Raw genomic sequence first — 12,395 nt, forward strand, 5'->3', positions numbered from 1 at the left:
TGGAAATTACATAAATACTGAACTTCTTTTTAAGAAAATTATAAAGGAACTTTCTAATTCCTCAACTTGCTACAGTATGATTACGTAAAAAGCAATAAATCTTCAAAATTATGACTATAAACCAACCTTTAATTGGTGTTGGCAGAGTTCATTTTTATATATGCTGTTAATATGCAGTTAATATCATGTTTACATAATTTACATAATATTAATCGGGTCTACATCAATAGTTAAACTTACAGACGAAGGACAAAGCGATCGCACTTCTTCCCAATCTGGCAATTGTGGCAAGGCATCAGGGGCAAATTTAATCAATATCTGCCAACGATAACGATTAGCTACCCGTAAAATACTCGCTGGTGCTGGGCCTAATATCTCGAATTCTTCTTCTGTACTCAAGGCTGTAGCAATAACTTGCGCCGTATTTTGTACTTGAATGGGGTCAAGACTGCTTAAACGCAACAAAATTAACCGCCCATAAGGAGGATAGTTGAGTGCTTGGCGTTGTTCTAATTCCGCTTGAGAGAAAGACTGATAATCGTGCGATCGCACTGCTGCAATTACCTGATGCTCTGTAGTATAAGTCTGCACAATTACTCTACCCGGATCTTCACCTCTACCAGCACGTCCAGCGACTTGAGTCAAGGTTTGAAATGCCCGTTCACTGGCGCGATAATCTGATAAATTTAGCAATCCATCGGCGGCGACAACGCCCACAAGTGTCACCTGTGGTAAATCCAAACCTTTGGTAAGCATTTGCGTACCGACTAATAAATCTGCTTCGCTGTTGGCAAACTGAGTGAGTAGGGTACGATGTGAGCCTTTGTTACGGGTGGTATCGCTATCAAAACGAATCAAACGCAATTCTGGGAACTGTCGCGCTAGTTCCTGCGTGACTCGTTGAGTACCGCTACCAAAAAATTTCAGGTAAGGGGAACTACAATCAGGGCAAAATTTGGGGTGCGATCGCGCATAGTTACAGTAATGACACCGCAATAATTCCGGCGCTTTTTCTTCGGTGTGGTGATATGCCAGCGACACATCACAGTGCGGGCATTCCAACACATATCCACAACTGCGGCAAGAAACAAAAGTACTGTGTCCCCGCCGATGGATAAATAAAATTCCCTGTTGTTTTCTTTCTTGCAACTCTTGTAAAGCTGTTTGCAGCGATCTACTAAATATAGAACGATTTCCCTGTTGCAACTCTTGCCGCATATCGACGATTTCCACCGGCGGTAAAGGGCGGGAATTGATGCGTTCAGGCAAACTTAAGTAATAACTCCTGCCTTCTGCCCCCTGCCCCCTGCCTCCTGCCTCCTGCCTCCTCACGCTTACCCAAGTTTCCAACGAAGGCGTAGCAGAACCCAACACCAAGGGGCAATTTTCTAATTCGGCTCGCCATTGGGCAACGGTGCGGGCGTGGTAGGTGGGTATGGGGGAATCTTGTTTAAAACTGCTATCGTGTTCTTCATCTAAGATAATTAAACTCAAGTTGGGTAAAGGGGCAAAAACGGCGCTGCGAGTACCAATAACAACTTGGGGTTCTCCCGTGAGCATTTGCCGCCAAGTATCGTAACGTTCACCATCTGAGAGGGCGCTGTGATAAATGCTGACTTTATTACCAAAACGGGCGCGAAAACGATCCGTTAGCTGCGGTGTAAGTCCAATTTCTGGGACTAAGACAAGGGCAGATTTACCTTGGTTGAGGAGAGGTGCGATCGCTTGCAAATATACTTCGGTTTTTCCTGAACCTGTCACCCCATGCAATAAAATTTGAGCAAATTCATCTAATGTCTGGATTGTCTCTAAAGCGCTAGCTTGGGCAGTATTTAAAGACTTTGGTTGATCTTGAGCTAATGCTGGGCCTTGTTCCCTTCGCAATACTTCCCGTTCTTCGATGACGATACAGCCCTTTTGTTCTAACCCTTTTAGCGTAGGGGTAGTTGTCTTACAAATCTGTAGAAACTCATTTAGCCACAACTCGCCACCACAATCGCGTAGCACTTTTAAAATTTCCCGCTGACGCTTATTTAAATCAATGTAAGATCCATCGGCAACTAACGTGACTACTGGTTTTGTCTGGGGTTGAGAATATCTAAGTAATTGCACATAACTTTCTGCCCAATTGCGTTCGAGTAATTGCTTCTTTCCACGATCAAATCCTTGAACCTGGCGCTTGAGGAATTTGAAACTGTAGTCCCCATCAACTTGAGATTGCAGAATTTTAAGAATTTGACGAGCTGCCGTTGAACCAAGGAATTCTACTGCACCATTGGGAATGTTTTCTCGCTTGAGCCGAATGCGATGCTGCGATCGCCCCAATAATCCAGGTGGCAACGCCATACGTATTACCTGAATCAGTTGTGTGTAGTAATACTGTGATACCCGTTCCAGCAAAATAAAGTAACTATCTCCGATGAAATCCCTCTGAATCACATCTTCTACTTCCCGGATTTTTTCCAGTGCTAAATCTGCTGGGGGTTTTGCCAGGAAACGAATAGCTACTCCTCCCACCTGTTGCGCCCCAAATGGCACACTCAAAATATCCCCTGGTTTTACTTCTAACTTGGCAGGTAATCGATACGTATATAGTTTTTCCCCTTTCTCTAATTCCGTTGAGGCTCCTGGACAGTCTACCAATACCTCAACCCACCGATTCAACGTTGTATCTGACTTGTATGATTCACTCGGTTCACTCACCACTAAAGGAGATAAATTTATGTCATTAATATACATACTTGCTGATTTTATAATTAAATATTTCCCTCACATAGCTGGTCAAAATCAACCTAGCTAACTAAACTTTAGTTTTTCGCTTTCTTAAATTTAAATGGTATTTCTCAATACTGTTATTCTTCATAATACTTGATAATTTTCCTCTTATGTAATCTACTAGACAAATTCGTATCAACTATATATGCAATAAATATTTGGTGCCCACTATACAAATAAAAGCATGTCGGCTATTGCTGCAACCGTTGCTCTATCTACTAAATATGGAGTAGACTTTTTCCGCCTATCGGTAGATATTCAACCCTTTCTGTATATGAGATGCTTTTATACAAAGTAAGATCGGATCAAAATTAAGCTGCTATTCTTGTAATTTGTATCATGTAGGTAACTTGAAATCAAATCAGGAATGCGTAACCCATTAGTAGGTCTTCCTTTTATACAGTAAACTCCAGCGCCTAAGACATTATAAATATTTAGAAAAATATATGAAAGTTTAAGAAATTTGGATGATTAGCTGGAATTTTTATATTTGTTAAGGTTGAGAATGTTTGAGGGGGTTTGACATATTTGATAATTCAGAAAAAAATGAAGAATATATCTGTTGGGAATCTCAGAAAAAAGTTTTGCTGGGTGCTAAGGTCAGTTTCGTTATAGGTTGTATATAACTGTAACCTATAGGTACTAGGTAGATGCCGATTTTTATTTCTGTAGACAAATTAGCATCAGCCTATATTTCGCTATTCTTTAGGGGTGCATCGTCCATTAGGGAAAACTACCAAGCCTCAAACGAGTAGGTGTAAATAAATTATGTACCAAACAAAGCAACAATCCCTAAAGGAAAATATGAATATTGTTGAATTGGGAAAAATGGAAATATTGGAGAATGCTGCTGATATCGAAGAACCATCACTCGATAGTTTAAATGCAGTGGCAGAAGAAGAATCTCCAATTGTAGTAGAAAATCTGGAATCAGACGAACGCGATGGAGATGACATGGCGGCGGCTCGTCCTTCGGGATACAACAAAACCGAACATGATGATGCTGTCGGCGCGTTTTTTAAGGAAATGGCGCGTTATCCGCTCTTAAAAGCTGACGAAGAAGTAGAGTTAGCGCGGCGAGTCAGATTTCTAGAGGAATTTAGAGAAATACAAGCGGCTTTAAAGTTAAAACTGGAACATGAACCCAGCAAATTAGAAGTCGCTTCCGAGCTAGTAATGACGGAAAAGCAACTAGAAAATCGCTTGTATCAAGGGAGAGTAGCGAAACGCAAAATGATTCGCTCGAACTTGAGATTGGTAGTGTCTATTGCTAAACGATACTTGAATCGGGGAGTGCCTTTTCTGGATTTAATTCAGGAAGGAGCTATGGGTTTAAATCGCGCTACAGAAAAGTTTGATCCCGATAAAGGATATAAGTTTTCTACTTACGCCTATTGGTGGATTAGACAAGCAATTACTAGAGCGATAGCTAACGATGCGCGAACAATTCGGCTACCGATTCATATTGTTGAAAAGCTTAACAAGCTAAAAAAAGCCCAACGGGAACTCAAACAAAAACTCTGTCGTAATCCTACCGAAGGTGAAATGGCAGAATATTTAGAGATTAGCGTGCAACAACTACGCCAGCTACAACAGCTACGACGACAAGCACTCTCTCTCAACCACCGCGTCGGTAAAGAAGAAGACACGGAATTGATGGATTTGCTAGAAGATGAAGATAACTTGTCTCCTGAAGCAAAAATGAATGAAAACATGATGCGTCAAGAGATTTGGGAAGTCTTAGGTGACGTGTTAACTCCACGAGAGAAAGATGTAATTTCTCTGCGTTATGGTTTGACAACCAGCGAACCATGTACCTTAGAAGAAGTTGGCAATATGTTCAATCTTTCTCGTGAGCGAGTGCGTCAAATTCAAAGCAAAGCCATGCGGAAATTGCGCCGTCCTCACATAGCGAAACGCTTAAAAGGTTGGTTGATTTAATTACATTGCTCAAGATAGAGATGCAATCTTGAACTTAATTAGCTTTGCAATTCGCAAAAATTGGGCGTTTTGTAGCTTTTTTCGGCTCTTGTTTAGTCAATACTCAAAATAAATTGCCCAGTTGCCTATAGACTATGGACTATAAACTATGGACTATAGACTAATGACTTCGGGTAGCAATTTGATTGTGCGTTTTGCTGAACCAGCCGATTGCAGCGTACTGTTTAAATTAATTGAGGGACTTGCAGAATATGAAAAATTATCTCACGCGATTGCTGGCAATCCTCTAGCACTTCAGGAGCATTTATTTGGTTCGCGGAGGTATGTAGAAGCAATATTAGCAGAATCTGCGAGTCAAGCTGTTGGTTTTGCGCTATTTTTTCATAATTATTCAACATTTCTGACTAAGCCAGGAATTTATCTGGAAGATTTATTTGTTTTACCAGAATATCGCAGGCAAGGTATTGGTAAGGCTCTCTTGACTAAAGTAGCTCAGATAGCTGTAGAACGTGATTGTGGGCGATTAGAGTGGAGTGTCTTAGACTGGAATGAGTCAGCCCAAGCATTCTACCGTAGGATGGGAGCATCCATATTAGATGATTGGCGAATTTGTCGCGTCACAGAAGATGTGCTTACTCGATTAGGAAGTGTTAAATAAAAAACAAAGGATGAATTATAAAGGATGATGCAGGACAATTTTCATCTTTAATATTTCATCCTTAAATTTTAATGATTTTCTTTATAACATATTCAAATTCACAAAAATTTGCATTTGAATCATCAACATAAATGCACATTTTTGCAAATAAGTAAACTAGGGTATTTTGTAGAGAAGCACCTTCTCATTAGATATCGCTTTGTGCCAACAAACCTAAATCTAAAATCCCCAAGATTCAAAATTCAAAAACTTTATTTAATAAACCAAAGTTTGACAGCTTGTCATTTGACTATGGCAGCGGCTCAACTCACAATTATGGAGGACATTGCACCGAATAAGCTGTTATTGCAGAGAGAACACGAAATGAAAAAAATAATTACAGTCATACTGTTAGGCATAGCAATCTTCACCTTTGCCTTCATTCCTCCAGCTTTCGCAGCAGATGCTGCTAGTGGAGCTAAAGTATTTAGTGCCAATTGTGTCTCTTGTCACGCAGGAGGAAAAAATCTGGTTAAAGCTGACAAAAGTCTGAAAAAGGACGCTTTAGAAAAGTATGGTTTGTACTCAGCAGAGGCGATTATTGCCCAGGTTACAAACGGTAAAAATGCCATGCCCGCCTTCAGCAAACGTTTGAAGCCTGAACAAATTGAAAATGTAGCAGCTTATGTGCTTTTACAAGCAGATAAAGAATGGAAGTAGGCTAAAATCTGACTTTAAAAATTAATAATTAGCGGGACAAAAAGCCCCGCTAATTTTAGAGTTACCGCAATTATCAAATAGGATGCATATACCAATTTGGGATTTTGGATTAAGAGTCTTTACAAAATGACTGTTCCAAGAATATCAAACAATACTACCTATCCTAATTTAGTATTATGAGTAACTTCTGGCGATTATTTTTCAGTACAATTATTGCTTTACCTCTGACTTTTCTGACTTTATCTGCACATTCTTCACCCATTTTAATTACCCAAATTACAGCGAGTGATTTCTTAGAGTTGGGTGTAGATAAGATGCAGCGCGGTGATTATCAGGAAGCAATAGAGAATTTCAACCAGGCGATTGCACTTGAGAAAGATTTGGCTGTTGCTTATAGCGATCGCTGTCTGGCTTATCTCCAATTACAAGATTACCATCAAGCTGTTACAGATTGTACTCAAGCCATAAATTTTGCACCGGATAACTTTGAGGCTTACCTGAACCGGGGAGTAGCACACTACAGAGAAGGGGATTATCCTGCTGCCATTGTCGATCATAATCGAGCCGTTGCACTTAAACCCTACGATTTTCGAGCTTACTATAACCGAGGGCTAGCCCGTGCCGGCGATGGGAAAGATTCGGAGGCAATTCTTGACTTTAATTTAGCCCTAACTCAGATACCTCGAATAACTAGCTTACTACTTGCAGATATCTATAATGACCGAGGTTTAGCGCATTTTGTCTTGCAAGATACCCAAGCAGCTATGCTCGACTTTAATCTAGCAATTCGTCTCAATGCTAACGATTATAGAGGGTACTTTAACCGGGGTTGTGCTTGCGGCCGAAATGGTGATGACTTGGGTGCAGTGCGTGATTTTTCGCAAGTAATCAGACTTAATCCCAGTAATGGCCAAGCTTATGTTAATCGGGGAGTAGCTCAGTATCGTTTAGGATATCATTTAGGAGCAATGTCTGGCAACAAGCTGCTTCGCATCTACGCTGATTTACAAAAAGCATCTGAGTACTTTGAAAACCAAGGAAAGAGAGTTGCTTACAAAAAAACTCTAGATTTATTGAAGAATCTGCGACGACAAATTTCCTTTGCAACTGAAATCGCTCTTTTATAAGACTTTCAGCACTATGCAGGGTATTTACCAGCTTGAAAAATCTGTTCGACGGTTAAGTTTAACTCTGGGAAAAGAGGTGAGATAATGCGATCGCTACCTTGAAATTGGCTGACTTGGTATTCTCCCTCAATTAAAGTGTAGAGGGAGATAGTTGGTTGTTTGGGGTTGCCAATAAATCGCCTACCGCCTAAAGCAGCATAGTCTACAATCCAGTATTCTGATATACCTACAGCTTCATAGTCAGCAGCTTTTTTTAAATAATCATCACGCCAATTGCTACTTACTACCTCAACTATTAAGGGTATTGATTCCGCTTGGCTTACAGTAGATTCTTTTTTCCATAAAGGTTCATTTACTAAATTGGGGCGATTTAATATCAGCACATCTGGTGAGTAAGCAGATTCATTTTCAAGCGGTTTGACTAATACTGTTTTGGGTATGAAGTAGGGGAGATTTAAACGAATACACTCTCTAGTAACTTCAAAAGCTAAAAATCCAACTACCTCTTCATGATCGCCTGTTGGTTGCGGCATCTCAACTATTACTCCATCATGCAATTCATAACGTTTTCCTGTGTTGTCAGGATATTTAGCAACAAATTCATCGAATGTAACTACTTTGCGTAAGGCTTGAATCATAAATTATTGTCTTCTATTGTGTTTGCGAAGCGTCTATTTTTCTCAATGCTAACGTAATTCGTAATTGCTACAAGGGAAGAGGCTTTGAAGCTTATTCTCCTTCGCCTTTCAAAGGTTAGCTTGCTTATTAAGCGCAATATCTCTAGCCCTTCGAGATTGTACGTTTGGGAATTTGAGCGTTTGAAGCAGACTAAAAGATATATAGCGTTCCCTGTACACCATAGCCCCCTCCTCGCTTGCAGGGAGGGGGTTGGGGGTGGGGTTCTTGTACCTCACTCAACTGAGAACCGCTATATCAACCCAGAGTCAGATCATATTACTAATAGAACCGAGATCACACTTCAATGAGTTCATCTCGGCTAAACTAAATTTTTATAGTTAAATATCACGAATACTCACATAGTAACTTAAATTATCGCAATGAAAAATCTAGGGCGCAAACCTCCTATTCATCTTCACTCAAAGCATATAGAACCACCTTCTCCTCATGAGCTTAAACAGCTATTGATGACTGTTCGTGCTCAACGCGATGAATGGCAACAACGTGCGAAAGAAAATGAGGAAGCTGCATCTCAACACGATGAAGCAGAACAACGTGCAAAAGAAGCTGCATCACAACTGGTTCATGTTCAGCAAGAGATTCAAACTTACAAAATCGAGGCTAATGAGCTGAAAGAGCAATTTACTCAAAATTATCGCTTCTATATTGATGAGCAAGAAAATCATCAAAAGATACTCTACCTTTACAACGAACAAAAGGCGAAAATATCCCAGCTAGTTCATGTTCACCAGCGAGAGATTCAAACTTGCCAACTCGAAGCTAATGAGCTAAAAGAACAAGTCACTCAAAATTATCGCTTTTATATTGATGAACAACAAAGTCATCAACAAACACTCTGTCTCTACAATGAAGAAAAAGCGAGAGCAACTGAATTGCTTACCAAATATGATGCAGCCAACTCTGAACGAGAAATGTATTTGACTTTATACAATGAAGCTAAAGCAGAACTCAAGCATGAGCGTCGTTCCAAAGCTAGTATTAAGGGATGGGAAACTCGCCGGAAAGCCGAGAATGAAAAATTAAAACGAGAAATTGCCCAGATGGTTGTGCTATTGCGTGACTCTTTAGCAAGTAAGGATGAAGCAGTAAATAATCTTTACCTTGTAGCAGAGCGTATGGATAGAATTCAATCTCTAGTTGATTCGGTGGAAGAAGAAACAACTAACAATCCTATAGGTTTGGTACAAAAATTTAAACGCATCTGGCTAGCAATTAAAGACATACTTTCTGAATAAACAAGCATACTTATGAGCAAAAAATCACTACCAACCACGCAAAAACAAGGTAAAGCGAGGCTGGGAGATCAAATTCGCAGTATTGCCGATCGCCTTAAACAAGAGACTGATGTACAGATACAAGCAACTTCTCGGATTTTAGGAGCTGCTGCTCAAATTGCCGAAAATCATGACCGACTTATTAATGAAGTAGTTGATATGGTTGAGTCAGACCTAAATGTAGAGAAACACGTATCTAAGAAGTCTACTTATACTGTTGATATTCTGAAGCGACAGTTTCAAACATTACGGGATGCAAAGGCTCACTTTAATCTCAAAGTTAGTAGTTGGGAATCACTAGTTAATAAATTAAATGCTGCATCTTTACAAACAACCATAATACAGAATAAACCTCAACTAAATCAGGGTTTGGCAGACACTAATACGATAAATGGTGAATATAATTTTAATAATATTGAAAAATTGACAGTTTTTTTAGAGCCTGATGTTGCAGAAATGTTTCCCAATTCGGAAGCAGTAAATGAAGCTCTGCGTTTTCTAATTAGAGTTACAAGTAAAAATCATTAAGGGATTATAGCAACTTTATAGAAAAATATCTTTTTTCTATAAAGTTGAGTATCTTTTTCTCCTCGTACTGCTAACTAATAAGGCGTAACACCATTAGAGAGCGATCTGTAACTGGTACAGTTTGAGAGTCTGAAACGAATTTTCCCCGATCTAAAAAGCGAGGTTCATTAGTGTCAATTACTATCTCCCAAACCTTGTCTTTAAATTCATGGGGTAAAGCAAACTCAATTAACTCGTAGTGAGCGTTAAAAAATATCAAAAAACTTTCATCAATAATCCGCTCACCACGATCCCCTGGAGTAGCAATTCCCTGCCCATTAAAAAAAATCTCCATCACTTTGGCATAGCTAATAAGCCACTGCTTCTCAGTCATTTCACTGCCATCAGAATTAAACCAAGCAATATCATTAATGCCTGAACCGTGAATGGGGCGACCTTGAAACCACTTACGTCGTCGCAATACTGGATGCTGATGGCGGAAATTAATCAGTTCACGTGTAAAGTCTAATAAATCTGCGTTCGCTTTATGCAAATCCCAATGCCGCCAGGAAATTTCATTGTCTTGGCAGTAGACATTATTATTTCCCTTTTGACTACAGCCAATTTCATCCCCCTCTAATAGCATTGGGACACCTTGAGATAGCATTAGGGTTGCTAAAAAGTTTCGTCGTTGCCGTTCGCGCAAACGCATTACTTCTGGATCGTCGGTTTCGCCTTCTGCACCACAATTCCAGGATCTATTATGGCTTTCACCATCTCTACTGTCTTCCCCGTTTGCCTCGTTATGCTTTTCGTTGTAGCTGACTAAATCATTTAACGTGAAACCATCATGAGCAGTCACGAAATTAATACTTGCATTTGGGTTGCGCCCGTTTGTTTGATAGAGGTCAGGGCTACCGGTAAAACAGTAAGCAAATTGTCCTAAACTATCATCTACACCACGCCAAAAATCTCTGACTGTATCCCGATATCTACCATTCCACTCAGACCAACGCAGTGGAAAGTTTCCGACTTGATAGCCGCCTTCTCCTAAGTCCCAAGGTTCAGCAATCAGCTTCACATCTGCCAAGATTGGGTCTTGATGAATAATATCGAAGAAAGCTGATAGGTTATCTACTTCATATAATTCCCGTGCCAGCGCCGAGGCCAAATCAAATCGGAAGCCATCTACATGCATTTCTATTACCCAATAGCGCAGGCTATCCATGATTAACTTCAGAACTTGAGCATGACGCACATTCAGAGAGTTACCGCAGCCTGTAAAGTCCGTGTAGTGGCGAGGATCATCCTTTACCAAACGGTAATATACAGAATTATCAATACCTCGCAAAGATAGCGTTGGCCCGAAATGATTTCCTTCGCCAGTATGGTTGTAGACTACATCTAAGATCACTTCAATTCCGGCAAAATGTAGTGCCTTGACCATTTGCTTGAATTCGGTGACTTGTTCTCCCCCAGTTCCACTAGCACTGTAACTAGAATAAGGGGCAAAATAATTGATGGAATCGTAGCCCCAGTAATTGCTTAATCCTTTTCCTTCTAAATGTCCCGGTTGAGATAAAAAGTGATGTACTGGCATCAACTCAACTGCTGTAATTCCTAATTGCAGTAAGTGTTGAATTGCAGCAGGATGCGCTAACCCGGCATAAGTGCCGCGCAATTCTTCTGGAATAGCTGGGTGTAGTTTAGTAAAACCTTTGACGTGAGTTTCATAAATAACAGTTTTATACCAAGGTGTCGCGAGCAGTTTATCGCCTTCCCAATCAAAAGATTGATCGACCACAACACACTTGGGCATTATTTTGGCATCATCTAGTTCAGAAAAAACTAAGTCTTTTTCCTCAGCGTCTAGAGAGTAGCCAAAGACAGAGGGATCGTTATTAAACTCACCGTCAATTGCCTTGGTGTAAGGGTCAATTAATAGTTTGTTTGGATTAAATCGATGACCTACTTCCGGTGCCCACATCCCATGTACTCTAAACCCATACTTCTGGCCTGGGGCAACTCCTGGTAAGTAACCATGCCAAACAAAATTGTTTTTTTCTGTCAAAGGTATGCGAATTTCTTCGTCATCGTTATCAAATAAACAAAGCTCTACTCCTGTTGCATTTTCCGAAAATAAAGCAAAGTTTGTCCCTTTACCATCCCAAGTTGCACCTAAAGGATATACATTCCCTGGCCATAAAGCTACATACATAAGTAAATCTTAAATAATTAGTTTTTCGGCAAATATTATTGAGTTCGACTTTTTTGAATAATTAGTTAAAATCTAAAGTTACTAATTCTTCGTTAAAATCACTAACATTACAATCTAACTTCTAAATAATATTATTTGCTCTATCATTAGTAATAAAAATCTCTATTCCTTAAGTTGGAAAAATTAATGTAGAGGGCAACAGGCTGAAGGAAAACTGCTCTATCTGCGACACGCTGCACGATCTGCTTCAGGAAGCGATACCTACAGCAGGCTGCACCAACGCTAAAAAGCAAAACTTCAAAACCCACACTGTTGCGTCAGCTTCCCGCAAGCTACAGCTCTTTACATGCCTCCAAATCATCGAAGGTCGAATCCCCTTCTGCCTTCTTCAAATGCATTTGCTTTTGAGTTTAACACATAGTGAATTGACCAACAATCTCATCTGAAGTGTGGAAATATGACAGCGTGTCTTTTGACACGATTTTACTATTACAGCA

9 protein-coding genes are annotated in these 12,395 nt (G+C 40.0%); 6 read left to right on the forward strand and 3 right to left on the reverse strand.

Annotated elements, in window-relative coordinates; genetic code table 11:
- Positions 1-198: 198 nt before the first annotated feature.
- Positions 199-2,739: a primosomal protein N' gene (gene priA / locus V7K60_RS16590; RefSeq protein ID WP_334926948.1), complete on the reverse strand. Its 2,541-nt coding sequence runs from the start codon at positions 2,737-2,739 to the stop codon at positions 199-201.
- 804 nt (positions 2,740-3,543) lie between these two features.
- Here priA and V7K60_RS16595 point away from each other — a divergent pair.
- The 4 genes from V7K60_RS16595 to V7K60_RS16610 all read left to right on the forward strand — a co-directional run bounded on the left by V7K60_RS16595 (position 3,544) and on the right by V7K60_RS16610 (position 7,200).
- Positions 3,544-4,716 carry an RpoD/SigA family RNA polymerase sigma factor gene (locus tag V7K60_RS16595; protein WP_334926949.1) on the forward strand — a complete coding sequence of 391 codons (1,173 nt, stop codon included), beginning with the start codon at positions 3,544-3,546 and terminating at the stop codon, positions 4,714-4,716.
- Positions 4,717-4,879: 163 nt separating this feature from the next.
- On the forward strand, positions 4,880-5,374 hold the full coding sequence (locus V7K60_RS16600) for a GNAT family N-acetyltransferase (RefSeq protein WP_334926977.1): 495 nt from the start codon (positions 4,880-4,882) through the stop codon (positions 5,372-5,374).
- 363 nt (positions 5,375-5,737) lie between these two features.
- On the forward strand, positions 5,738-6,073 hold the full coding sequence (petJ, locus tag V7K60_RS16605; RefSeq protein WP_334926978.1) for a cytochrome c6 PetJ: 336 nt from the start codon (positions 5,738-5,740) through the stop codon (positions 6,071-6,073).
- Between the two features lie 176 nt (positions 6,074-6,249).
- A complete protein-coding gene (locus tag V7K60_RS16610; protein ID WP_334926950.1) occupies positions 6,250-7,200 on the forward strand; it encodes a tetratricopeptide repeat protein in 951 nt (316 codons plus the stop codon).
- Positions 7,201-7,211: 11 nt separating this feature from the next.
- On the opposite strand, the gene V7K60_RS16615 is transcribed toward V7K60_RS16610, so the two are convergent.
- Positions 7,212-7,838 carry a Uma2 family endonuclease gene (locus tag V7K60_RS16615; protein ID WP_334926951.1) on the reverse strand — a complete coding sequence of 209 codons (627 nt, stop codon included), beginning with the start codon at positions 7,836-7,838 and terminating at the stop codon, positions 7,212-7,214.
- Positions 7,839-8,258: 420 nt separating this feature from the next.
- Here V7K60_RS16615 and V7K60_RS16620 point away from each other — a divergent pair, with 420 nt between their 5' ends.
- Positions 8,259-9,134, forward strand: a complete 876-nt coding sequence (locus V7K60_RS16620; protein WP_334926952.1) for a hypothetical protein — start codon at positions 8,259-8,261, stop codon at positions 9,132-9,134.
- A gap of 12 nt (positions 9,135-9,146) precedes the next feature.
- Positions 9,147-9,701 (forward strand): hypothetical protein, encoded by a 555-nt coding sequence (locus V7K60_RS16625; protein ID WP_334926953.1) that lies wholly within the window; start codon positions 9,147-9,149, stop codon positions 9,699-9,701.
- A 70-nt stretch (positions 9,702-9,771) separates the two neighbouring features.
- Here V7K60_RS16625 and glgX read toward each other — a convergent pair whose 3' ends face one another.
- The gene (gene glgX / locus V7K60_RS16630) at positions 9,772-11,898 is read right to left on the reverse strand and encodes a glycogen debranching protein GlgX (RefSeq protein ID WP_334926954.1); all 2,127 of its coding nucleotides are present in this window, start codon (positions 11,896-11,898) and stop codon (positions 9,772-9,774) included.
- Between the last annotated feature and the right edge of the window lie 497 nt (positions 11,899-12,395).

The organism is Nostoc sp., assembly GCF_036917555.1.
GTDB lineage: Bacteria > Cyanobacteriota > Cyanobacteriia > Cyanobacteriales > Nostocaceae > Nostoc.